The sequence below is a fragment of the Paraburkholderia bannensis genome (assembly GCF_014200455.1).
Classification (GTDB): Bacteria; Pseudomonadota; Gammaproteobacteria; order Burkholderiales; family Burkholderiaceae; genus Paraburkholderia; species Paraburkholderia bannensis_A.
On the sequence record NZ_JACHBW010000018.1, the window covers coordinates 45,498 to 68,471 of the forward strand.

The following is a 22,974-nucleotide window of genomic DNA, read 5'->3' on the forward strand; positions in this document are numbered from 1 at the left end:
TTTATCGTCCTTCCATCTTCTGCCCGGTTTCGAGCAGACGCTGTTCGATCCGCGCGCGATGCTCGCCCGGCTCCTGCCACAAACCCCGTTGCATCGCTTCGACCAGACGTTCGCAGATCGCGTGCAAGGCGTGCGGATTGTGGCGCTCCATGAAGGCGCGCGTGTCGTCGTCGTGCACGTAGGCGTCGGCGACCAGCGCGTACTGGTGATCGCCCACCACGCGCGCGGTCGCGTCATAGCCGAACAGATAATCGACGGTCGCGGCCATTTCCGCCGCGCCCTTGTAACCGTGGCGCTTCACGCCGTCGATCCACTTGGGGTTCACCACGCGCGAGCGGATCACGCGCGCGATTTCCTCATGCAGCGGGCGGATGCGCGGCGCGGCGGGGTTGCTGTGATCGGCGTGATAGAGCGTGGGCTGCGCCTGCGAGAAGTGCCGCGCCGCCGCCGCCATGCCGCCCTGGAACTGGTAGTAATCGTTCGAATCGAGCAGGTCGTGTTCGCGGTTGTCCTGGTTCTGCAGGATCACGTCGATGGAGGCGAGGCGCTTGCGGAAGGCGTCGCGCGCTTCGTCGCCGCCCGTCTTCTGTGCATACGCATAGCCGCCCCACGCCTGGTAGGCCAGCGCGAGATCGGCGTCGCTCTGCCATTGGCGGTGATCGATCATCGATTGCAAGCCTGCACCATACGCGCCAGGCTTCGCGCTGAATACGCGCCAGCCCGCACGGCGGCGCGCTTCGCCCGCTTCGATGCCATCGGCGATCAAGGCGTCGCGCTCGCGCTGGATGCGCGCGCGCAGCGGGTTCAGATGCGCGGGTTCGTCGAGTTCGGCCACGGCCTGCACGGCGGCGTCGAACAGATGCATGACGTTCGGGAACGCGTCGCGGAAAAAACCCGACACGCGCAACGTCACGTCGATCCGCGGGCGATCGAGCGCCTCGACCGGCATGATCTCGAAGTCGATCACGCGCTGGCTGCCCGCCGCCCATTTGGGGCGCGCGCCGATCAGCGCGAGCGCCTGGGCGATATCGTCGCCGCCCGTGCGCATGGTGGCCGTGCCCCACACGGAAAGACCGATCGCGCGCGGATAGTCGCCATGCTCCTGCAAATGCCGCTCGATCAGCTGTTGTGCGGATTTCAGACCGAGCGACCACGCCGCCTGCGTCGGGATCGCGCGCGTGTCGACCGAATAGAAGTTGCGACCCGTGGGCAGCACGTCGGGGCGGCCGCGCGAAGGCGAACCGCTCGGGCCGGGCGGTACGAAGCGGCCTTCGAAGCCGCGCCGCAGCTGACGCAGTTCTTCGTGCCCGCACGCATCGAGACGCGGCAAAACATCGTCGCGCAAACGTGCGATCACGCGCGCGGCGCGCGGCAGCGTTTGCTCGATTTCATCGATGGCGTCGGGGGCATCGGGGGCTTCGCACGCGCCCGCGAGCAGCGCGCCAGCCAGCGCTTCCAGTCGTTCACGCGTATCGCCGGTATGCCGCCACGGCGCGTCGATCGCCTGCTCAAGCGCCAGGGGCCGCGCACCGGTCCACGGCGCGGCCCAATCGACGCTTGCCGCATCCAGCAGATGATCGATGCCGAAATCGCGCGCCAGCGCGTCGATCAAACCGGCGTTCGCGCCCTGCCCATCGCCGCACGCGTAGCGCCCGAGCGCCAGCAGCGTGTCGCGCCGCTGCGTGCCTTGCGGCGATTCGCCAAAGATATGCAGGCCGTCGCGGATCTGCGCTTCCTTGAGTTCGCACAGGTAAGCATCGGCGCGCGTGAGCAGTTCGTCCTCGCCCTGCTGGTCCTGCGGCGCGCTCACGCTCAATTCTTCGTGCAGCTTGTGCTCGATGATGGTCGCCAGAATCGTCTTGCGCAGCAGTTTCGCGCGGCGCGGGTCCACCATCAATGCTTCGTAATACTCATCGACCTGACGTTCGAGGTCCTGCAACGGCCCGTAGTTTTCGGCGCGCGTGAGCGGCGGCATCAGGTGATCGACGATCACGGCCTGGGCGCGGCGCTTGGCCTGGCTGCCCTCGCCCGGATCGTTGACGATGAACGGATACAGATGCGGCAGCGGCCCGAGCACCATGTCGGGCCAGCAGGTGTCGGCCAGCGCCACGCTCTTGCCCGGCAGCCATTCGAGATTGCCGTGCTTGCCCACGTGCGCGATCGCGTCGATGCCAAAGTGCTCGCGCAGCCAGAAAAAGAACGCCAGATACGCGTGCGGCGGCACCAGATCGGCGTCGTGATAGTTCGCGTAGCTGTCGTCGCCGCGCGAACGCGACGGCTGAATGCCGACGAACACCTGCCCGCAGCGCCAGCCCGCGATCATGAAGCGACCGCGACGCACGGTCGGATCCTGCTCCGGCGCGCCCCAGCGCGCGATCAGCGCGTTCTGCGCGTCCACGGGCAACTGCGTAAAATGCGCGCGGTAATCGTCGATCGACAGGCTCTGCCACGCGGGCCGCAGCGCGCGCGTGTCCGGGTCGTTGGTCACGCCCTGCGTGAGCGTGTTCATGAGCGCTTCGCCATCCTCGGGCAGGTTGCCCACGCGATAGCCTTCATCGGCCAGCATGCGCAGGATGTTCACCACCGAAGCCGGCGTATCGAGTCCCACGCCATTGCCGATGCGCCCTTCGCTCATCGGATAGTTGGCCAGCACCAGCGCGAGTTTTTTCTGCGCGTTCGGCAGCGTGCGCAAACGGCACCAGCGCCGCGCCAGTTCGGCCACGAAGGCAACGCGCCCGGCATCGGGCTGATAACGCACGACGTCGACCTGGGTGTCCTTGCAGTGATAGGCAAGACCCTTGAAGCTGATCGCACGCGTAATGACGCGGCCGTCGACTTCGGGCAGCGCGATATGCATCGCGATGTCGCGCGAATTGAGGCCGTGGTTGTCCTTGAGCCAGTCGTCGCGATTGCCGCCGCTCAGGATCACCTGCAACACGGGCGCATCGCCCGCCAGCGCGAGCGGCTCCGGATCGTCGAGCGACGAAGCCGCGAACGCGGTCGTATTCAGCACGAGCGCGATATCGAGTTGCGCGGCCAGACGGTCGAGCACATCGCGGCTGATGGCGTCCTTGAGCGAGGTGATGGCGAGCGGCAGCGGATTGAGGCCGCGCTCGATCAAGGCGTCGATCAGCGCATCGAAGGCGGCCGTGTTGGCGGCCTGCAAATGCGCCTTGTAAAACAGGATCGCAACGACGGGCGCGCCGGGCGTCCAGCGCGCGCGCCAGTCCTCCACCGTTGCCACATCGCGCGACGGGTGATACAGCGAAGCGGCAGGCAACACGACCGGCGGCGGCGGTTCCGCGCCAAAGCCGAACGCATGCCACGCGAGCGCGCGCAAAAAACCCTCGGCATTGGCCGCGCCGCCTTCGCGCAGATAACGCCACAGCAGGCGACAGAACTCGGGCTGAGCGCGGCTTTTGGCGATCAGATTGGGGTCTTCCTGCAAGTCGCCCGAAAACATCGCGAGCGTCTGGCCGCGTTGTTCGGCCAGCGTCGTCACCTGCTCGATGCCATACGGCCAGTAGGACTCGCCACCCAGATGATCGACCACGACCACTTTCGCGTGCTGCAGGACATCGTCGACGTAAAAGTCCACCGAGGCGGGCTGGCGCAGATAGGTCACGTTGGCGAGCCGCACGCTGGGAAAGCCCGCGGGCAGACGCGGCACGACGCTCGCGAGCAGCGCGAGCGTCGTATCGGCGGAACTCAGCACGACGATGTCGGCGGGCTGCTGGTCGATGCGGATGACGCCCTGCGTATCGTCGATGAAACCGCCCGGTGTGGTGCGCAAAAGATGCATGGCGGTTCCGTCAGTGCAAGCTTGAAAAAGACGCGTGCCGAAGCACGCTTATTGCGTAACCGCGCTGGTGACTGCGGCCAATGCCGCGTCGAACGCGCCTTGCAGCGTGGCGGCGTCGAGGTCTTCGCCGATCAGCACGAAGCGGCTCGCCAGTTTGCCGTCCGCCAGCGCCGCGCTTTCCTGCGCGTTCCAGCGGCGGTCGAAATAGCTGTCGAAGCGACGGCCCACGCCCTGGATCACCAGACGCATCGGTGCGCCCGGCAGGACGGCGAAGCCCTTTGCGCGATAGATCGTGTGATCGTCGACGAGCTTTTGCAGCGCTTCGACGGCGATATCGCGCGACATCACCGCGCCTTCGACCACCACCGAATCGAACTCGTCGTGATGATGGTCGGCATCGTCGGCGGAACCGTGATGGTCGTGGCGCAGATGGATGCTTTCTTCCGAAGCGGCCTCCAGACCGAGCAGCGTATGCAGGTCGAGCTGGCCATGTTGCGCACGCACGATCTTCACCTGCGGCGGCAGTTCCTCGCGCAGTTCGGCGATGAGCGCGTCCTGGCCCGCTTCGTCGATCAGATCGGTCTTGTTGAGGATGACGAGATCGGCGGCCGACAGCTGGTCTTCGAACAGTTCGTGCAGCGGCGATTCGTGATCGAGGTTCGGATCGGCGCGGCGTTGTTCGTCGACGGCCTGCGGGTTGGCGGCGAACTGGCCGCTCGCGGCGGCGGGGCCGTCGACCACGGTCACGACCGCATCGACGGTGAAGGCGTTGCGGATCGACGGCCAGTTGAAGGCCTGCACGAGCGGCTTGGGCAGCGCAAGACCCGAGGTTTCGATCAGCACATGGTCGATGTCGCCGCGGCGTTCGAGCAGTTGCTCCATCACCGGGAAGAATTCTTCCTGCACCGTGCAGCACAGGCAGCCATTGGCCAGTTCGTAAAGCTGGCCTTCTGTTTCGTTGCCGTTCTCGTCGCAGCCGATGCCGCAACCGCGCAGGATTTCGCCGTCGATGCCGAGCTCACCGAATTCGTTGACGATGACCGCGACGCGCAGGCCTCCAGCATGCTGGAGGATGTGACGCATCAGCGTGGTTTTTCCGCTGCCGAGAAAACCAGTGATGATGGTGACGGGGATCTTGCGCATTTGCATGGGGTGCTCCTTCGGCGCGTGGGCCGCAGGTGGATGGCGCCGCGCACGGTATGGGCCTGAGCATCTTCACCGGGGTCTGGCCGGTTCAACGCGTCACGCGCCTGCCGCTGGGCGGGCGTCGCACGATGGAACGAGGCAAAACAGGGCTTCGGTCAAAGACGCGTCGCGGGCCCAACCCGGCTGACGCATGGAAATCATGGACGGTGCGCCGCATTCCCGCAGCGCGCGTCCCGCGTATCTGGCCGGTATCCGGACTGACGAGGCGCCGCTTCGCCTTCCCACGCGCGGCCTTGTGGCCCGCTCGCGCAGTGGCGTACCTTGAAGCGGCGTGCATCGGCTTGCGGCCGATGCGCTCGTTGTACCGTTGCGGGTGCAGTTCAGGCTGGCTATCGCAGCGTATTCACCCTGCGCGATAGCTCCCTGATTCCCGTTTAACCGCGTGCAGAACGATCGCGCACGCGAGCACCAGAGTGCGTGCGAGTGTAGGCGCGGGGCCCCCCTGCGTCAACCGGACGCCGCCGTTGAAGCCGCGCTGCGGGCGCTTGAGCGTGTGCTATCGTAGCGCGCAATTCCAGGTGCGCCAGGCGCGCCAGGCGCGCCAGGCGCAATCGTGCGGAAAGCCCACGCCCGCAGGCTCGGGCGCTCGCTGCGCCCCGCTCGTGCGTCCTCCGCGATCCGTTGCACCCGCCTCCACGTGAACCGCTCCCAATCCGCCAACACCGTGCCTGACGAACCCGTGCTCCCGCATGCTCCCGCTGGACTGGCCGTGGGCATCGGCTGCCGCAGCGGTGTGACGCTCGGGCAGATCGAGGCGGCAGTGCGGGCTGCGCAGGCGGGACTCGCCGGATGGACGCTCGCGCAGATCAAGGCGGTGGCCACGCTCGACGCGAAGGCCGCCGAACCCGCTCTGCTGGCGTTCTGCGCCGCGCATGCGCTGCCGCTGCGAACCTTCACGCGCGAGCAGGTGAGCGCGCTTGCGGCCGATGCCTTGCAATCGGCGCCGAGCGCCGCTGCGCAGGCGCGTTTCGGCGTGGCGGGCGTGTGCGAACCCTGCGCGCGCCTGGCGGCGAATGGCGGCCCGCTCGTGCGCGCCAAACTCGCGCTCGACGGCGTGACGGTGGCGCTCGCCGCTATCGCAAACTCCGCCGATTACGTAAATCCGAACCAACTACAGGACTGATCCGCGACGATGAAAACCGACCCCGAATCGCACCAGCGCATGACCCAGCGCCGCCGCGAAGGCCACGAAAAAAAGCAGGCCGCCGCGACCCAAGAAAAAGGCCTCCTGATCGTCAACACCGGCACCGGCAAGGGCAAGAGCACGGCGGCGTTCGGCATGGCGGTGCGCGTGCTCGGCCACGGCATGAAGCTGGGCGTCGTGCAGTTCATCAAGGGCGCGCTGCATACATCCGAGCGCGACTTCCTCGCGAGCGTCGCGCACTGCGATTTCGTGACGATGGGCGACGGCTACACCTGGAACACGCAGAATCGCGACGCCGACGTGGCCACCGCGCGCAAGGGCTGGGACGAAGCGAAGCGCATGATCGAGAGCGGCGAGTACGCGATGGTGATCCTCGACGAGCTGAACACCGTGCTCAAGTACGAATATCTGCCGCTCGACGAAGTGCTGGAAGTGCTCACCGCACGCGGGCCGATGCAGCACGTCGTGGTCACGGGCCGCCATGCCCCGGACGCGCTGATCGAAGCCGCCGACCTCGTCACCGAAATGCGCCTCGTGAAGCATCCGTACCGCGAGCAAGGCGTGAAAGCGCAAAAGGGCGTGGAGTTCTGACGCAATGAGCGCAATCAGCTCGATGTCCGCGAAGGTCGCGTGTCCGGCGCTTTTCATCAGCGCGCCCGCCTCGGGCCAAGGCAAGACCACGCTCACCGCCGGGCTCGCGCGCCTGCACCGCCGCCAGGGGCGGCGCGTGCGCGTGTTCAAGACCGGCCCGGATTTTCTCGATCCGATGATTCTCGCGCGCGCGAGCGGCGCGCCCGTGATGTCGCTCGACCTCTGGATGGTGGGCGAAGCGGACTGCCGCGCGCTGCTCGCGCAAGCCGCGCGTGAAGCCGATCTGATCCTGATCGAAGGCGTGATGGGCCTCTACGACGGCACGCCCAGCAGCGCCGACCTGGCCGCGAAATTCGGCGTGCCGGTGGCGGCGGTGATCGGCGCGAACTCGATGGCGCAGACTTTCGGCGCGCTGGCGTTCGGCCTCGCGCGTTATCGCGCCGATGTGCCGTTTCATGGCGTGCTGGCCAATCGCGTCGGTTCCGCGCGTCATGCGCAGATGTTGCAGGAAGGATTGCCGGCGGATATCCGCTGGCTCGGCCACGTCGCGAGCGACGCGCAGTTCTTGCTGCCCGATCGCCATCTGGGCCTGCATCAGGCCAGCGAAATCGCCGATCTCGATGCGCGCATCGATCGCGCCGCCGACGCGCTCGCGCACACCGCGCTGGCCGAACTGCCGCCCGCCGTGACGTTCGACGCGCCGCAAACGCAAGCCGCATTGCCGCGCCTGCTCGATGGCCAGCACATTGCGGTTGCGCGCGATGCTGCGTTCTCGTTTATCTATCCTGCGAACCTGGCGTTGCTGGAAACGCTCGGCGCGCGTGTGAGCTTTTTCTCGCCGCTCGCCGATCACGCCGCGCCCGCAGACGCCAGCGCCGTTTATCTACCCGGCGGCTATCCCGAACTGCACGCCGCCGCGCTGGCCGCGAATGCGCGCAGCGCCGCGTCGCTCAAAGCGCATGTCGATGCCAACAAGCCGCTCGTGGCCGAATGCGGCGGCATGCTGTATCTGCTCGACGCGCTCACCACCGTCGACGGCGTAAGCACGCCGCTGCTCGGCCTGTTGCCGGGCGTGGCCGCGATGCAAAAGCGCTTCGCGGCGCTCGGCATGCAACGTCTGGACGGGGCGCACGGCACACTTACGGGCCACACGTTCCACTATTCGCGCGTGAGCACGCCGCTCGCGCCCACATTGCGCTCACGCCACGCGCAGAGCGGCGCGGACGGCGAAGCGCTCTATCGCCACGGTTCAATCACCGCGACCTATATGCACGCCTACTGGCCTTCCAATCCGGCCTTCGCGGCCGCCCTGTTCCATGGCACAACCCTTTGACGAAGCCGAACGCGCGGCGGTTTACCGCGCGATCTACGAACGGCGCGACATGCGCCATTTCTCGCCCGGCCCGGTCGATCCGGCGGTGCTCGCGCGCCTGCTCGACGCCGCGCATCACGCGCCGAGCGTGGGCTTCATGCAGCCCTGGCGCATCGTGCGCATCACCGAGGCCGCCGTGCGCGAGCAGCTTCAGCAAGCCGTCGAGCGCGAACGCCTCGCCACCGCCGATGCGCTAGGCAAGCGCCGAGACGAGTTCATGAAGCTCAAGGTGGAAGGCATGCGTGAATGCGGCGAACTGCTGGTCGTCGCGCTGATGGACCGCCGCGAGGCGCATGTCTTCGGCCGCCGCACGCTGCCGGAAATGGATCTGGCGTCGGTTGCGTGCGCGATCCAGAACATGTGGCTCGCGGCCCGCGCCGAAGGCCTGGGCATGGGCTGGGTGTCGATCTTCGATGTCGACGAAGTGCACGCGCTGCTGGGCATGCCGCCCGGCGCCAGGCCGGTGGCGATCCTGTGCGTCGGCCATGTGGAGGCGTTCTATCCGAAGCCAATGCTCGAAATGGAGCATTGGGCCGAACGCAAGGATCTGGGCGAGTGCGTCTATGAGAACCGCTGGCCGGCGTCGCCGCAAGGCTGACGCGCTGTCTATCGAGCGGTGGGCGCTTATGTCGCTTATGGCGTGACCGGGGTGAGCGGCGTGACCGAAGTCACCTCGGGCATCGCGCCAGCCGGGGTCGCCTCCTTCATCTTCACGCGCCATTGCGGCGCGCCCGCATAGGGCATCTTTGCCAGCGCGCTGGCGACGAGATACGGCAAGGCCTGGTGCGCATCGGGGTTGCGGTCGCGCTTTTCGGTGCTGACCTTGTAGGCTTCGTGGCCATCGGGCAGCGTGAAAAAGCGCAGCGTAAGCGTATGGACGTATCGATGGCCGAACCAGGGCAGCGACGGCCCTTCTTCAGCCGGCGCGCAGCCGCCCGCGCAATCGCCGGTGGCGACCGTGACATCGGCGGGCCGCGAAGCCCACGCGGCGGAGACGAGGTAGCGCGCGGCGTCGGCGCCTTGCTGGAAGCCTCGCTGTGCGAGGCCCTCGCGCAGCAGCGCCTCATAAGGCAGGTTGTCGCCTGCGTCGGCCTGTGCGGGAGTGCGTGCGAAACGGTAGGCGGATGCCGCGGCGGATGGGCTTGCCGCGCCCATCGAGGGCAAACCGCCGCTTGCCTGCACATCGGCGCTCACGCCGGCGCAACCGGCCAGCGCCCCCGCCATCGACACGGTGCAGATCGTCATCAGGAACTTCACTGGGTACTCCATCGGAATCTTTGCCAGCGGGTTCCGGCATCGCTCGGGGAGTCAGGCGGCACGTGGAGACGAGGACCGCGCGGCCCTCATTCCGGTGCTTCCAGCGCGGGCAGCGACATCGTCACCGTCGTGCCCTGGTCCGGCATGCTCTCGACGTGGATTTCGCCGCCGTGGCGCGTGACCACCGTCTTCACGAACGCCATGCCGAGCCCCGCGCCGCTCACTTCGGGACGCTGCCCTTCGTGAAAACGTCGGAACGGCTCGAACAGCTTCGCCTGATCCTCAAGCGGAATGCCGTAGCCCTGATCGCGGATCGAGCAGATCACGCGCGGGGCTGAACCCTCCACGACAGCGATACTACAGATAATTCTTGTATTTGGCGGGCTGTATTTCACCGCATTGTTAAGAAGGTTGACGAGTGCGCGAGTCATCAGCGAGCGATCGGCGTTGATCCAGCCCATCTGCTCGCCGTCGAAGGCGGTCTCGACCTGGATGTGCCTGGCGCTGGCCTGCGGCCAGACTTCGTCGCTGGCGTCGATGGCGAGTTCGGTGAGGCTGGTGGGCTCCAGCGCGTAGACCTGCGATTCGGCGCGCGCAAGTTGCACGAAGTCGTCGGCGAGCGTGAGCGAGCGGCGCGCATAGCGCTCGATGCGGTCCATCACTTCGCGCACCGGTGCGGCCTCCAGCGTGCCGCGCTCGCGCTCGGTCTCGACCAGCGCGACGATCGAAGCCTGCGGCGAGCGCATGTCGTGCGACAACAGCCGCAGCGCGTCCTCGCGCTGGCGCTCGGCGTCGTGCAGCGCCGTGACGTCGACAAGACCCGCGATCCAGCCCACGCCCTGCCCCTGCGCGTTGGTGCAGCTCGCGTAGCGCAGCAGGTAATCGCTGCCGTCGCGCGCACGCACTTCGACGCCGCGCTCCATCAATTGCGCGTAGTCGCCCAGCGCCGGATCGAGCGGCGCGGGCCAGTGCGCGTGAGCAAAGGCCAGCGTGTCCGGATTCGGGTCGATCGGCTTGACGAGTGCAAGATCGCCGAACACGTCCTTCATCTGCCGCCCCTCGGCGACATCGACGTCAAGGCGGGCGAAATACGCGCGGGCCGCGTGATTGGCGATCAGCACGACGCCCTGCAGATCGGCCACGAGCAGCGGCTCGGGCACGGAATCGAGGCTGTCCCACACGAAACGCCGCATGTCCTGCAGGCGCTGCGCGGCCTGCGCCATCAACGCCATCTGCTGGGCCAGCGCATCGCCGCCAAACTCGCGCGCGGGCGCGGGCGCTTCGGGCAGCAGATAGGGTTCGTCGGCGAGTTGCTTGAGCTCTTTGCGCAGATACGCCATCGTCATTTCAAGACGCCGCCAGCCCCAGAGCGGATAAACCAGCGCCAGCGCCAGCAGCGCGGGGACCGGCGCGAGCCACAGGCGCGCGAAATAGAGCAGCGCGGCGCTGGCCGCGAGCGTGACGAGCGCGAGGAACGGCAGCAGCAACAGCGTGCGCAGCGGCGAAAGCACCAGAAAACCCGCCAGCAGCAGCGCGAGCGGCAGCAGCGAGGCCAGCACGACCGCCATGCGCGAAGCCGGTTCGATCGCCGAGCCGGTGAGCAGCGTATCGAGCACCAGCGCGTGGATATCGACGCCCGGCATCGGCCCGAGCGTGCCCGAAAGCGGCGTGGCAAAGCGGTCGTAAAGGCCCGAGGCGGTCACGCCCACCAGCGCCACACGGCCGCGCAACAGATCGGGCGGCACGCGGCCTTCGAGCGCCTGTGCGAACGAGATTTTGCGATACGACTGCGTGGTCTGGCTGAACGGCAGGAGAAAACGCGCTTCGCTGCCGTCTTCGCCCGCGCGCATGACCCTGGCGTCCGCGCGCGTGAGCGCATGGGTTGGCGGGTAAGAGGTGGCGGCCAGCGCGATCTTGCCGTCGCGCGCGGCGCGCCAGAGCGGCTCCATCAGTTGCGGCCAGCGTTGCTGCGCGTCGCCTTCGAACAGCGCGACGCTGCGCACGATGCCGTCGCCATCGACTTCCAGGTTGATATGGCCGAGGCCCGCGGCGGCATCCGCGAGCGGCGCAACCGGCTTCACTGCCTGGCGGCGGCCATCGGTGGCTTGGTCGGCGGGAGCGAGCAGCACGGGCAGAAACGCGGGACGCTGACGCAGCGCGGCACCAAAGCGCGCGTCTTCGGGCGAAGGTTCGGTGAAGAGCACGTCGTAGACGACGGCTGCCGCGCCCGCCTTCGCCAGTTGATCGACAAGCCGTGCGTGCACGCTGCGTGGCCAGGGCCAGCGCCCCAGCGCGGCGACGCTGGCATTGTCGATCTCCACGACGACGATATCGGGCGAGACCGGCCGCTCGCGCGCCGCGAGGAAGCGGTCATAGACCAGCGAATCGGCGCTGAGTGTCCAGTGCGTGAGCACGCTGAGCAAAACGATGGCGACGCCCGCGCACGCCACGCCCAGCCATTCAAACAGAAAGCGCCGGCCTACCGGACGACCGGGACGACCGGGCCGGGCCGGCCGAACATTCATGCGCGCGCCTGCGCTCATGCGCGCACGCCTCACCAGTCGAGCCGGAACGACTGGACCGGGCTGGCCTTCTGGTAGTAGCGGCCTGCCTCGAACTGCTCGGCGATCACGCTCCAGTAGTAGACGCCCTTGGGCAGATCGCGCACGACGGCCTCGCCATCCTTGATGTCAGTGCGGTCGACGAGCGGCGTGCGCAGATCCGGCGACGCCGCCAGCACGAAGCGAAAGCGCGTGTCGCCCGCGCCGCGGTCGACAAACCAGCGGAAAGCGTAGTCGCGCGAACCGTCGACGCGCCCCGCCGTCGCGTTCAGCGAGACGCGGCGTCGCTCGAACGCGTAGGTCGACGGCATGCCTACGAGGCCGCTTTCGTCGATGGCCGACAGGCGCACGAAGTACGTGCCGTCGTCGAGCGAGCCGACGTCGATGTGAGGCGAATCGGTGCGCAGGTCCCGGATCATGTCCAGCAGGCCCGCGTCCCGCCCGACCTGCACACGATAGCCGTGCGCAAGCGTGATCGGTGCGAGATCGAAGGCGACCACGGCGTCGTCCTGGATCTTCGAGGGATTGCGCAGCTCGGGCGCGTCGAGCAGCGGCACCGCGCCGCCCACCGCGCGGCCCGCGAGCGTCAGGCTGCCGTGACGGGCCGCAACCAGTTGCGTCGAGGCGGCCAGCGGCGTGCCGGGCGCGGGCGCGACCGTCGCCGCCTGGCCTTGCGGCGCGGCGTCCACGCCCACGGCGCCTTCGAGCACTTCGACCGCCGTCGAGCCCTTGTCGCCGTCGTAGTTCACGCGAAAGCTGGTGCCGCGCACGCCCGCGACCACCGAAGGCGAACGGATCTGGAAGCGGTCGTCCTTCTTCGTGGCGTGCGTGACTTCGGTGTTCACCTCGCCGTGCTGCAGATTGACGATGCGGTCGGTTGCGCCCGTGAGCGCTGTCTGGCGCAGCGTGGCGAGATCGAGCGCGGTGCGCGGCGGGATCACCAGATGCGAGCCGTCGGCCAGTTCGAGCGTGGCGAAACCGTTGTCGCCGGTCTGCACGTGTTCACCTTCCACCAGCTTCGCGCCGATGATCAGCGGCAACTGGGGGCCGCCGCCAAAGGTGTGGCTCGCAGGCCCCGACGTGGCGATCACCTGCGCGCTCAGACCATCCTGGCGCAGCAGCGCGACCGGCACGCGCAGCGCGGTGCCCGGCTTCAGGCGGCGCGGCGCGCTCACGCGATTCAGACGCGCGAGCTGGGTCCAGTCAGCGGGATCGCGCAAATAGCGCTGGGCGATGTCGTAGAGCGAATCGCCGGAACGCGCGACGTAGATCGTGGTTTCGGCCGTTTGGTGAGCGTGGGCGGCGGGCAGCGGGCCGAGCGCCAGCACGCAGGCGATCAAGGAGCGCGAGAGCGTCCCGGGGGTGCGGGGGGTGCCGAGTGCCGCCGCGCGTGTCGAACGCGCGCCGCTCAAGCCGCGTCCCCTTCGATGCGTTCGAGACGGTAGCCGTAGCCGTAGATCGGCGTAAGGCGATAGCCGTTTTCAGGGCGCAGCCCGAGCTTGGAGCGCAGCATCGAGACGTGCGTGTCCATGGTTCGCGAGGGGATATCGTCGGATTGTTTCCAGATCACGTCGAGGATGTGCGCGCGCGACAGCGGGCGGCTCAGGTGCTGGAACAGGAGCAGCGCGAGCTCGAATTCCTTCTGCGTGAGCGCGACCGGCTTGCCGCCCACCGACGCCTGGCGCGACTTCAGGTCGAATTCGTACTCGCCGAACACTTCCTTCTGCGCGGGTGCGTGCAACTGATAGGCGCGGCGCAGCAGCGAGCCGACGCGGGCCAGCAGCACGGGCGCCGAGACCGGCTTGACCACGTAGTCGTCGGCGCCGCTGTTGAGCATCAGCGCGATATCGACTTCACGGCTGCGGCTCGTCATGAACAGCACCGGCAGGCGTGTGGACAGGCTCTGGCGGACCCAGTGCAGGACTTCGTCGCCGGCCATGTCGGGAACGTTCCAGTCGAGCACGAGCAGATCGAACGTCTGCCGCCTGAGCTGCTTGACGAGATCGCCGCCCTTGGCGAACGCATGACAGACATGGCCCGCGGCCACCAGCGTTTGACAGACGAAATCGGTTTGCGCCGGATCGTCATCGAGTACTGCGATTCTCATAGTGCCCTGCACCCAGTTCGTTATTCATCTTCTCGGGTCAGGCCGACGCGACTGCCGGCCGGACTCCATACCCAATCTCTTGCCGCGCAGCCCCTGCCGCGCGCCCAATCCGCTACTCTCGCTGCGTCTTGAAACAAATGGGAGTGCCGCAGCGGAACCGACAGCCCATCGAGATCGGGACCTGGATTTCGCTCATGGTAGTCGAAATCCGCCCAAAGCCGGCCCGCATGGGCCTTGCGGCGCTATTCCTGCGCTATCCTTGCGCTATTCGTACACAATTCCTGCGCTCACCGAGGCTCGGTCCGCATTGCGTCGGCGTGATCCTCACCGCCGTGCGTGCCATCGAGCGTCTCGTCCGTGCCCGCCCGAGGCAGTCCCGCGAGCACGGCGGCCAGTTGCACGCGTACGTGTTCCCAGGCGGCATGCGCGTAGTCGGCCTGAATGGCCGCGCGCGACTGCGCAAGCACAAATGCGCGCAGCACTGTCGAGGAACAGTTCGTCAGCTTCTCCGGGCGTCCAAAGCGCGACTTGCGCAAGACTTCGCTCAGCCACGGCAATTCGGCTTCGCAGGAATCCGCATAGGCTTCCATGGCGGCACGCGCGTGCCGGTCGCGGGCGAGATCGAGTTCGATCCGCGCAAGATCGCGGCTGCGGCTCGCGCCGCTCAGGCGCGAACCGGGAGGAAAACGGATGCTGCCGGTACGGAAAAACATGACAAGCCTCGTGTTGCGGATCAGTCCGGCCAATCTTGGGCGACAGCGTCGCCGCACCGGTGGCTTCGTCCAGGAAGACCAGCGCGCAGACTCAGGTAGACGGACCGATAAATGAAAAACGAGTGGCGACAGCACGGATTGCGCGCTGCGTGGTCTCCGGCGGCCCTTCCCCCCGGACTCGGGCCACCGGCGCAGACACCGCCCTCACGGCGCGTCGCGTGCAAACTGGCATCACCGCCCGATGCCCGGCCTGCGGACTGCAACCGATCTGAAACCTGGCGTTCCTCACGCCATCGCCACTCCTACTGCCAGGCGCTGTTATCCAGCGTTATACGGCGGGCTCGAACCCGCTCTGACTGCCTCGCCACCGGCGCGCCGCCGTGTCCCGACCGCGCCAGCCCCCGTAGCCGATATACGTTGTGCGCCAGGCACGAGATGCCCGGCACATTCTGCGACTCAGACGTTTCTGAACTCGCGCTGGGTTATTGTCGCCAATTGCGCGCGAACCTACTGTCAGGGATTGTTAAATCCCTCAGACGAAATTCAGATGAGCTGTAGGGAATGGGCCAAGGCGACGACGGAATCGAAAACAAATCGGAATCCTTATCAACCAGAGATCGACCAGGTGGGCGCAGCACACGATTTATCTTGATTGAGATAAAAAAGGGCGCTCTGTCAGAGCGCCCTTCACAAATTGCTGGATAGCGCGGGAAATCAGTTCGGCTGATGCCGATCGTCGTGCCCGCCGCCTGCGCCGCCCTGGCCGGGAGCATGGCCTGCGCCACCTTGAGGCGGACCCTCGCGGCCATGCTCCGCGGGCGGCCCGCCCGGTCCCGCCGGACGGCCCCCGCCCTGCATCTGCGGCGGCGCGGCAGGGCGCGGCGCATTATTCGGCTGCGGCATCGGCGCATGAGGCTGATTGACGGCTCCCGGCGGCGGCCCGCCAGCGTTTCCGGGCGGACGCGGCGCTTCGGCGCGCTCGCCGCCGTTCATCGGCGGACGACCGCCTTGAGGAGGCTCACCGTTGCCCGGTGCGGGCGGACGGCCTGCTCCCGGCGGCGGCGCACCATTGACCTGCGGCCCAGGCGGGCGTCCACCTTGTGGGCCCGGCGGGCGGCCAGAACCACCCAGCGGACCGCCATGCGCGGGCGGCGGCGGACCGGGCTGATGGCCGCCATAACCAGGAGGCGGCACGTGCGCCCAGTGATCGCGCTGGCCATACCACGGACGGTCGCGGTAGAAACTGCCCCAGTACGCGCCGATGGAGAACGTCACGATCGGCAAGCCGATCGTCGCGCCGTAGTTGGTCAGCGGCACATAGCCGCCCTGATAGGGATAGGTCAGATAGCCTGCGTAGACCCAGCCGCGCATGCCAGGCATGGCCACGTCGCACCATGAGTAGTCACTGACGCAGCCCATCACGGTAACGGGCACGTTAGGCCCGAGTTCGGTCACGACGGGATAATCGCCCGACGGTCCCGCGTAGAGATCGACGGGTTCGCTGGTGTAAGCCTCGGATTGTGCGTTGGCGCCGGTTGCCGTCAACGCAAGTCCCGCTGTCAGGCAGAGAGCCGCAAGTGGAACCGCGAATGGCGCCTTGGGACGGCGCGGTGGCGGCGTGTAACGGTGAGTCATGCTCTCCCCTTTTTTTGTGCGTTCATGCCGGGGGTGTCAGCATATTCCGTTCCTCGCGAGGGCGACAGCTCGCCGCTCGCGAGTTCATCGCGATGAATCGCGTTTATTCGTTTTCTTCGAAGTAATGGCCAAATTTGACCTGCTTCGTGCGGATGTAGTGCTCGTTCTCTTCGCGCATCGGGATCGCCAGCGCAACCCGTTCGATGACCGGAATACCGTGCTTCGAAAGCGTGTCGAACTTCTTCGGATTGTTGCTCATCAGGCGCACCGAACCGACCTTGAGCAGGCGCAGGATAGCGGCCGCCGAATCGTATTCGCGCGCGTCGTCGGGCAAACCGAGATCGCGGTTCGCCTCGACCGTATCGCGGCCCTGCTGCTGCAGCTGATACGCGCGGATCTTGTTTGACAGGCCAATGCCGCGGCCTTCGTGGCCGCGCAGATAGAGCAGCACGCCACGGCCTTCGGCGGCGATGTAGCGCAACGCGAGATCGAGCTGTTCGCCGCAGTCGCAGCGGTAGGAACCGAATACATCGCCGGTCAGACATTCGGAATGCAGGCGCGCCAGCACGGGCTCGCCGCTTCCCACGTCGCCCATCACGAGCGCGCAGTGTTCGGCGCCGCCGTCTTTCACACGATAGACGTAAGACTCGAAGGTGCCGTAACGGGTCGGCAGCGTGGCGCTCGCGTCAAGCACGACGCATTCGTTGGCGTTGTCGCCGTCAGCGCAGGACGGCTCTTGAAGCGTAGGCATGATCTGGAACAGATGACTGGCAAAAACCGGCCTGGGGCCGGGTTGAAGTTAGGAATCGGAGTGTACCGCCATTTGGCTCGCGCCGCCCCGCGCGCCTCTGCGGTGGATGGGCCGGCGGAAGGTTCAGGCATGCCCGCATACCGCCGCGCGCAGGCCAACCCCGCGCATACCCCGACGCCGCGCGAGCAGCCATCCGCCTATACTTCAATGGCTTTCACGGCTTTCTGAGACAGCCCCCAATCGAACGACACGAAGGACGAACTGGAGTCGCCCTATGACGAGCGTTGCACAGGTACTTAAATCCAAGCCGGAACAGGTTGTCCATACGATCGGCGCCAACGATTCCGTCTATGACGCCATCCGCCTGATGGCAGACAAGCATATCGGCGCCTTGGTCGTGGTCGACGGCGACGCGATCGTCGGCATCGTCACCGAGCGCGACTACGCGCGCAAGATCGTGCTGATGGACCGCTCGTCGAAAACGACCGCCGTGCGCGACATCATGACCCCGCACGTACGCTTCGTGCAGCTTGATCAGACCACCTACGACTGTATGGCGCTGATGACCGAGCGGCGCATGCGCCACCTGCCGGTCATGGAAAACGGCAAGCTCATCGGCATGGTGTCGATCGGCGACCTCGTGAAGGAAATCATCGCCGAACAGCAGTTCACCATTTCGCAGCTGGAGCATTACATCACCGGCGGCCCTGGCACCTGACGCCGACCTGAAGTCGCCGTAACGCGGATTTACACGCTTGGGCGCACAGGTTCATGCCAATGAATCGTGCGCAAGACACTGCGAAAAAAGCCCAATCCGGGGGCGGGTTGGGCCAAGCCACCTTGCGGCGGCGGAGGTTCCACGCATGAAAATTCGCGCGAAAGTGTGAATTGCGGCGTGACAGGCGATCCATGAGACGTATCTGACGCGGCCTGCGCAACGCAGGCCGCGTGTTTTATCGCGCCGCGACCAGGGGATCAGCTGGCTGCCGGTTGAGGCTTAGTTGCCGAAATAAACGCGTTGCGACGGCGCGATCTGCGCTGGCTGGGCACCCGATTGCGACGTGCCCATGGTTGCGCCACCGTAGCCGGTGTCAGCGCCCGGCTGGGTCTGCGCGATGCCCTGTTGCCGCGAAACGCGCGCTTCTGCTGCCTGGATGTCACGCGGATAGCTCGCGTCATCGGCGATGGCCGGGTTGTAGCCAGCCTGTTCGATCTGAACCAGTTCGGCGCGCACTTCGGCGCGGGTCTTGGGAGCGTTGTTCTGGTCAACGGACTGTGCGAACGACAAAGCCGGCGCGGCCACGAGTGCCGCGACGATTGCGGCCTGAATCAGGGTACGGGTCTTCATGGTATTTACCTCCATCGCTTGTTGTGCCGGGCCTCGCCGCCGCACGTGATATGCGCGAAACGTCGGGCCAGTGCATGTAGTCTAGGAAGCGAAGCGATCAGGGAAAATACTTATTTCTTCAAAATACAGTTCCGCAAACAGCAACAATGCGGAAGCCGCAAAAAGTCGCCGTAAAAATGCGATCGAACCCGTTTTTTAGACGTTTGCAAGCAGCTTGCGCGGACCGCTGACGTAAGGATTGCCAATCTCGTAGAACCGCAGCGGCCGCTCCTGTTCGCGCGAGAGCCCGATGCGCGTGGTCACCCCCACCCTGGGTTGCGCGTCGTCCGCCATCTGCCCGATCCATAAGCCAACCCCCGCGCAAAGATCGACGCCGTCCAAACTTGCGCCGATACCCCACGCCTGCGTCAACTTGCCTGGCCCGCGCGTGAGATCGCGCAGAGGCGCGAGCGGCCTGCGCGCCGCCATCCACTCCACGCCTTCGAGCGGCTCCACAGCGCGGAACAACACGCCCGCTCCGACGCCCTCCAGTTCGCTCGACATGTTGAGCATGTACGAGACGCCATAGGTGAGCCGCACATAGGCATGCCCGCGCGCGCGGAAAAGCGAGGCATTCCATGCGCGCGGTCCTATAAACGCGTGGCCCGTGGAATCGCCGGGCGGATAGCCTTCGATTTCGACGAGGCGACCGACCAGACGCCCTTCGGCCAGCTCATGAACCAGGTACTTGCCGACCATGAAGCGCGCGAGCGCGGCGGTCTCCACCGGCAGATCGTCGCGCCGCAGCGGCACGATCGGCAAGGGCAAGATCGAAGGCGCGGCGGCGGCCGTCTCCAACGCACCGGCCGCCGCCGCTCGCTTCATTGCGCGGCCTGCGAATCGGGCTGGGACCCGGCTTGTGACTCCGGCTGCGTCGCCGCCCGCAGCTTCGCGACATCGCCCGCACCCACCGCCCCCGCCCGGTTATTCCAGCCCGCGCGGATAAAACTCAGCACATCGGCGATCTGCTGGTCGTTGAGCTGATCGCGATACGGCGGCATGGGATACGGCGCGGGGATGCCCTGGATCACGAGGTCGCCCGTACCGTTGAGCGTGACGTTGATGAGCGACGCGGCCTGCTTTTCCAGCACGTTCGGATTGCCCGCTAGCGGCGCGAACATGGGCGCGAAGCCACGTCCGTCGACGCCGTGACAGTGCATGCAATACGCCGTGTAGACGCGCGCGCCTGCATCGTTCGCGGGCCGCGAGAGCGACACCCTGGTGGCCTGCGGCTCGTAGGCGTAGGCCGGGTCGCCGTCGCCGCCCGCCGGCGGCAGCGATTTCAGGTAGCCCGCGATCGCGTTGACATCGGCGTCGTTCATCGCCTGCGTGCTGTTGTTGATCACGCTCGTCATCGCGCCGAACGCCGACGCATGCTGGTTCGCGCCCGTCTTGAGGAACTGCGCGAGATCGGCCTGAGTCCAGCGCCCAAGACCGGTGTTGTGCTCGCTCGTGAGGTTCGAGGCGAACCAGTTGTCGAGCAGCGCGCCGCTCAGGAATTCGCTGCCGCTTTCGTCGAGCGCCTGCTCGTTGAAGCCGATGCCGCGCGGCGTATGGCACGAGCCGCAGTGTCCCAGGCCCTGCACCAGATACGCTCCGCGATTCCACGCTTCATCCTTGCCCGGCTTGTCCTGATACACGCCCTTCTTCAGGAACACGAGGTTCCAGAGCTTGAGCGGCCAGCGCATGTTCAGCGGCCATTTGATATCGCTGTCGCGATTGGCCTGCTTGATGGGCTGCACGCCGTGCATGAAGTAGGCGTAGAGCGCGGCTATGTCGTCGTCGCGCACTTTTGCGTAGGACGGATACGGCATGGCGGGATAGAGGTTGTGGCCGTCTTTCGCCACGCCCTCGCGCATCGCGCGCGTGAAATCGTCGAGCGTGTAGCCGCCGATGCCCGTATCCGCATCGGGCGTGATGTTGGTGGTGTAGATATGGCCGAGCGGCGTGCTCATCGGCAGGCCGCCCGCGAAGGGTTTGCCGCCCGGCGCGGTGTGGCAGGCCGCGCAGTCGCCCGCCTGGGCGAGGTACGCGCCGCGCCGGATCATGGTGGCATCGGCGCTGGAAGCAGCATTGGAATCCGCGGCGAAAGCGGAACCCGGCGCGAACGCCACCGTGCTTGCGAGCGCTAAAGCCGCTAGACAGTTAGTAGCAAATCCTCGCGCGCTGGAGGATGCGTTGAATGGCTTCATCGTCGACCTCCTTAAGCGGATTGGGTGTTCATCAACTGGCGTCCCACGGGCAGATGCCGCAGCCGCTGGCCCGTGGCCGCATAGATCGCGTTGGTCACCGCAGGGGCGAGCGCCGCCGTGCCCGGCTCGCCGATCCCGCCCGGCGCTTCCCCGCTCGGCACGATATGCACTTCGATCACCGGCGCTTCGTCGATGCGCAGGATGCGATAGTCGGTGAAATTGCGCTGCTGCACGCGCCCGCGCTCGATCGTGATTTCGCTATAAAGCGCCGCCGAAATGCCGAACACGATGCCGCCCTGCACCTGCGCCTCGATGGTGGTCGGATTCACCACCATGCCGCAATCGACCGCCGCCACCACGCGGTTCACGCGCACTTCGCCATTGGTCACGCTCACGTCGGCGACCATCGCGAAGAAGCTGCCGAACGCGTGCATCACCGAGACGCCGCGCCCTTGTCCTTTCGGCATCGGCGGCCCCCAGTTGGCGGCGCGCGTGGCGACGTCGAGCACGCCCAGCGCGCGCGGCGACTTGCCCAGCAGATTGCGCCGGTACTGCACCGGATCGGTCTTGGCCGCGGCGGCGCATTCGTCGATAAAGCTCTCCACCACGAAGGTGCCGCGCGTCGGCCCGACGCCGCGCCAGAACGCCGTGGGCACCGTATGCGGCTCCTGGCGCACGTATTCGATCAACTGGTTCGGCAGGTCGTAGGGCAGATCGGCGGCCACTTCCACCGCGTCCGGGTCGATGCCGTTCTTGAAGGCGGGCGGCGCGAAACGCGCCATGATCGACGAGCCGACGATGCGGTGCTGCCACGCCACCGGTTTGCCGTTGGCGTCGAGCCCGGCCGAGATGCGGTCGTAGTAGAACGGCCGGTACATGTCGTGCTGGATGTCTTCCTCACGCGTCCAGAACACTTTCACGGGCGCATTCACCTGCTTGCCGACCTTGAGCGCCTGGGTGATCGCATCGACTTCCAGACGCCGCCCAAAGCCGCCGCCCAGCAGATGGTTGTGCAGCACGATCTGCTCGGGCTTGAGGCCGGTGACCGCCACGCCCGCATCGATGGCGCGCGTGGGCACCTGGGTGCCGACCCAGATCTCGCAGGCGTCGGCGCGCACATGCACTGTGCAGTTGATCGGCTCCATCGTCGCGTGCGCGAGGAAGGGTTGCTGATAGACCGCATCGACGCGCGTTTTCGCGCCGCCGAAGGCCTGCTGCACGTCGCCGTCCTTGCGCGCGACCGCGCCGGGCTGCTGCTGCGCCGCGTTGGCCAGATCGCCGACGATCTGCCGCATCGACAGGTTCGCCGTCGCGCCCTCGTTCCACTCGATCACGAGCGCCGCCGCGCCGCGCTTCGCGGCCCAGGTATGCGCGCCGATCACGGCCACGCCGTTGTCGATCTTGACGATCTGCGTGACGCCGGGAATCTGCTTCGCGTGCGTGTCGTCCACGCGCGCGAGCGTGCCGCCGAACACCGGGCAATTGACGATGGCCGCGTAGACCATATTGGGCACGCGCACGTCCAGACCAAACAGCGCCGAACCATCGACTTTTTCCGGCGAATCGAGCCGTTTGGTCGGCTTGCCGATGAGGGTGAAATCCTTGGGATTCTTGAGCGTGACGTTCTGCGGCGCGGGCAGCTTCGCCGCCGCGTCCACCAGTTGACCGTACGAGGCGCGCCGCCCGCTGGCGTCGTGCAGCACTTCGCCGTTCTTCGCGTGGCATTCGCCGGCATCCACGCTCCATTGCTGCGCCGCGGCCGCGATCAAGGCCACGCGCGCCGTCGCGCCCGCGCGGCGCATCGGCTCCCACGCATAGCGGATCGAGGTGGAGCCGCCCGTCAGTTGGCCGCCGAGCAAGGGATCGGTGAACAGCTTCGCGTCGGGCGGCGCGTGATCGAGCGTGACGCTGTCGAGCGGCACTTCCAGTTCCTCGGCGATCAGCATCGGAATCGACGTGTACACGCCCTGCCCCATCTCCACCTTGGGGATGATGAGCGTGACCTTGCCGGTGCGATCGATCTGCACGAAGGCGTTCGGCTCGAACACGCCGTCCTGCGGCGCTTCGTTGCCGTCGCCGCCCACCACCGACTTGCGCGCGGCGCTGTCGCCCTGCGCGCCCGCATCGAAACTAAAGCCAAGCAGCAGACCGCCGCCCGCCGCCGCGCTCATTTTGAGGAACGAGCGCCGCGATACGCCCGACGACGCCGCCGCGCGCTCTGCGCTCCTGCCCGCATCGAGAAGACCTTGTGACATC

General features: G+C 66.8%; 18 protein-coding genes and 1 riboswitch. Of the genes, 5 read left to right on the forward strand and 13 right to left on the reverse strand.

Going from position 1 to position 22,974, the window contains the following annotated elements; translation table 11 throughout:
• Position 1: 1 nt before the first annotated feature.
• Both cobN and cobW read right to left on the reverse strand, forming a co-directional pair.
• Complete coding sequence (gene cobN, locus F4827_RS26605) at positions 2-3,802, reverse strand: cobaltochelatase subunit CobN (RefSeq protein ID WP_183729097.1); 3,801 nt, start codon at positions 3,800-3,802, stop codon at positions 2-4.
• Between the two features lie 48 nt (positions 3,803-3,850).
• Positions 3,851-4,951 (reverse strand): cobalamin biosynthesis protein CobW, encoded by a 1,101-nt coding sequence (cobW, locus tag F4827_RS26610; RefSeq protein ID WP_183729102.1) that lies wholly within the window; start codon positions 4,949-4,951, stop codon positions 3,851-3,853.
• A 222-nt stretch (positions 4,952-5,173) separates the two neighbouring features.
• A riboswitch (cobalamin riboswitch) is annotated at positions 5,174-5,436 on the reverse strand.
• 275 nt (positions 5,437-5,711) lie between these two features.
• Here cobW and F4827_RS26615 point away from each other — a divergent pair.
• From F4827_RS26615 to bluB, 4 genes are read left to right on the forward strand one after another with little or no spacing between them, the layout of a single operon-like run.
• A complete protein-coding gene (locus F4827_RS26615) occupies positions 5,712-6,131 on the forward strand; it encodes a cobalamin biosynthesis protein (RefSeq protein ID WP_183729366.1) in 420 nt (139 codons plus the stop codon).
• A gap of 9 nt (positions 6,132-6,140) precedes the next feature.
• Positions 6,141-6,743, forward strand: a complete 603-nt coding sequence (gene cobO / locus F4827_RS26620; protein ID WP_183729105.1) for a cob(I)yrinic acid a,c-diamide adenosyltransferase — start codon at positions 6,141-6,143, stop codon at positions 6,741-6,743.
• 4 nt (positions 6,744-6,747) lie between these two features.
• Positions 6,748-8,076, forward strand: a complete 1,329-nt coding sequence (locus F4827_RS26625) for a cobyrinate a,c-diamide synthase (RefSeq protein WP_260175431.1) — start codon at positions 6,748-6,750, stop codon at positions 8,074-8,076.
• Positions 8,060-8,713, forward strand: a complete 654-nt coding sequence (gene bluB, locus F4827_RS26630; RefSeq protein WP_183729108.1) for a 5,6-dimethylbenzimidazole synthase — start codon at positions 8,060-8,062, stop codon at positions 8,711-8,713. Before F4827_RS26625 ends, bluB begins: the two co-directional genes overlap by 17 nt.
• A gap of 35 nt (positions 8,714-8,748) precedes the next feature.
• On the opposite strand, the gene F4827_RS26635 is transcribed toward bluB, so the two are convergent.
• From F4827_RS26635 to ribA, 7 genes are all read right to left on the reverse strand, one after another.
• A complete protein-coding gene (locus tag F4827_RS26635; protein WP_311735605.1) occupies positions 8,749-9,372 on the reverse strand; it encodes a DUF4136 domain-containing protein in 624 nt (207 codons plus the stop codon).
• 86 nt (positions 9,373-9,458) lie between these two features.
• A complete protein-coding gene (locus F4827_RS26640; RefSeq protein WP_183729111.1) occupies positions 9,459-11,897 on the reverse strand; it encodes a CHASE2 domain-containing protein in 2,439 nt (812 codons plus the stop codon).
• A 29-nt stretch (positions 11,898-11,926) separates the two neighbouring features.
• Complete coding sequence (locus F4827_RS26645) at positions 11,927-13,345, reverse strand: FecR domain-containing protein (protein ID WP_183729114.1); 1,419 nt, start codon at positions 13,343-13,345, stop codon at positions 11,927-11,929.
• A complete protein-coding gene (locus F4827_RS26650; RefSeq protein WP_183729117.1) occupies positions 13,342-14,040 on the reverse strand; it encodes a response regulator transcription factor in 699 nt (232 codons plus the stop codon). The genes F4827_RS26645 and F4827_RS26650 overlap by 4 nt, the downstream gene beginning before the upstream one ends.
• A gap of 287 nt (positions 14,041-14,327) precedes the next feature.
• Positions 14,328-14,753: a hypothetical protein gene (locus F4827_RS26655; protein WP_183729120.1), complete on the reverse strand. Its 426-nt coding sequence runs from the start codon at positions 14,751-14,753 to the stop codon at positions 14,328-14,330.
• A gap of 714 nt (positions 14,754-15,467) precedes the next feature.
• Entirely contained in the window at positions 15,468-16,388 is a 921-nt protein-coding gene (locus F4827_RS35885) for an SH3 domain-containing protein (RefSeq protein WP_183729124.1), read from the reverse strand.
• A gap of 103 nt (positions 16,389-16,491) precedes the next feature.
• Positions 16,492-17,139, reverse strand: a complete 648-nt coding sequence (gene ribA, locus F4827_RS26665) for a GTP cyclohydrolase II (protein WP_183729127.1) — start codon at positions 17,137-17,139, stop codon at positions 16,492-16,494.
• 274 nt (positions 17,140-17,413) lie between these two features.
• On the opposite strand from ribA, the gene F4827_RS26670 reads away from it, so the two are divergent.
• The gene (locus tag F4827_RS26670) at positions 17,414-17,857 is read left to right on the forward strand and encodes a CBS domain-containing protein (RefSeq protein ID WP_183729129.1); all 444 of its coding nucleotides are present in this window, start codon (positions 17,414-17,416) and stop codon (positions 17,855-17,857) included.
• 279 nt (positions 17,858-18,136) lie between these two features.
• On the opposite strand, the gene F4827_RS26675 is transcribed toward F4827_RS26670, so the two are convergent.
• The 4 genes from F4827_RS26675 to F4827_RS26690 all read right to left on the reverse strand — a co-directional run bounded on the left by F4827_RS26675 (position 18,137) and on the right by F4827_RS26690 (position 22,973).
• Positions 18,137-18,487 carry a DUF4148 domain-containing protein gene (locus F4827_RS26675; protein ID WP_183729132.1) on the reverse strand — a complete coding sequence of 117 codons (351 nt, stop codon included), beginning with the start codon at positions 18,485-18,487 and terminating at the stop codon, positions 18,137-18,139.
• Between the two features lie 195 nt (positions 18,488-18,682).
• Complete coding sequence (locus tag F4827_RS26680; protein WP_183729135.1) at positions 18,683-19,351, reverse strand: DNA-3-methyladenine glycosylase; 669 nt, start codon at positions 19,349-19,351, stop codon at positions 18,683-18,685.
• Positions 19,348-20,718 carry a cytochrome c gene (locus F4827_RS26685; protein WP_183729138.1) on the reverse strand — a complete coding sequence of 457 codons (1,371 nt, stop codon included), beginning with the start codon at positions 20,716-20,718 and terminating at the stop codon, positions 19,348-19,350. The genes F4827_RS26680 and F4827_RS26685 overlap by 4 nt, the downstream gene beginning before the upstream one ends.
• A gap of 11 nt (positions 20,719-20,729) precedes the next feature.
• Positions 20,730-22,973 (reverse strand): xanthine dehydrogenase family protein molybdopterin-binding subunit, encoded by a 2,244-nt coding sequence (locus F4827_RS26690; RefSeq protein WP_183729141.1) that lies wholly within the window; start codon positions 22,971-22,973, stop codon positions 20,730-20,732.
• Between the last annotated feature and the right edge of the window lies 1 nt (position 22,974).

Bases quoted from the DNA above. Each gene is read 5' to 3' on its own strand.
- cobN (WP_183729097.1), bottom strand. From the start codon at position 3,802: ATGCATCTTTTGCGCACCACACCGGGCGGTTTCATCGACGATACGCAG.
- cobW (WP_183729102.1), bottom strand. From the start codon at position 4,951: ATGCAAATGCGCAAGATCCCCGTCACCATCATCACTGGTTTTCTCGGC.
- cobO (WP_183729105.1), top strand. From the start codon at position 6,141: ATGAAAACCGACCCCGAATCGCACCAGCGCATGACCCAGCGCCGCCGC.
- F4827_RS26625 (WP_260175431.1), top strand. From the start codon at position 6,748: ATGAGCGCAATCAGCTCGATGTCCGCGAAGGTCGCGTGTCCGGCGCTT.
- bluB (WP_183729108.1), top strand. From the start codon at position 8,060: ATGGCACAACCCTTTGACGAAGCCGAACGCGCGGCGGTTTACCGCGCG.
- F4827_RS26640 (WP_183729111.1), bottom strand. From the start codon at position 11,897: ATGAATGTTCGGCCGGCCCGGCCCGGTCGTCCCGGTCGTCCGGTAGGC.
- F4827_RS26650 (WP_183729117.1), bottom strand. From the start codon at position 14,040: ATGAGAATCGCAGTACTCGATGACGATCCGGCGCAAACCGATTTCGTC.
- F4827_RS26655 (WP_183729120.1), bottom strand. From the start codon at position 14,753: ATGTTTTTCCGTACCGGCAGCATCCGTTTTCCTCCCGGTTCGCGCCTG.
- F4827_RS35885 (WP_183729124.1), bottom strand. From the start codon at position 16,388: ATGACTCACCGTTACACGCCGCCACCGCGCCGTCCCAAGGCGCCATTC.
- ribA (WP_183729127.1), bottom strand. From the start codon at position 17,139: ATGCCTACGCTTCAAGAGCCGTCCTGCGCTGACGGCGACAACGCCAAC.
- F4827_RS26670 (WP_183729129.1), top strand. From the start codon at position 17,414: ATGACGAGCGTTGCACAGGTACTTAAATCCAAGCCGGAACAGGTTGTC.
- F4827_RS26675 (WP_183729132.1), bottom strand. From the start codon at position 18,487: ATGAAGACCCGTACCCTGATTCAGGCCGCAATCGTCGCGGCACTCGTG.
- F4827_RS26680 (WP_183729135.1), bottom strand. From the start codon at position 19,351: ATGAAGCGAGCGGCGGCGGCCGGTGCGTTGGAGACGGCCGCCGCCGCG.
- F4827_RS26685 (WP_183729138.1), bottom strand. From the start codon at position 20,718: ATGAAGCCATTCAACGCATCCTCCAGCGCGCGAGGATTTGCTACTAAC.
- F4827_RS26690 (WP_183729141.1), bottom strand. From the start codon at position 22,973: ATGTCACAAGGTCTTCTCGATGCGGGCAGGAGCGCAGAGCGCGCGGCG.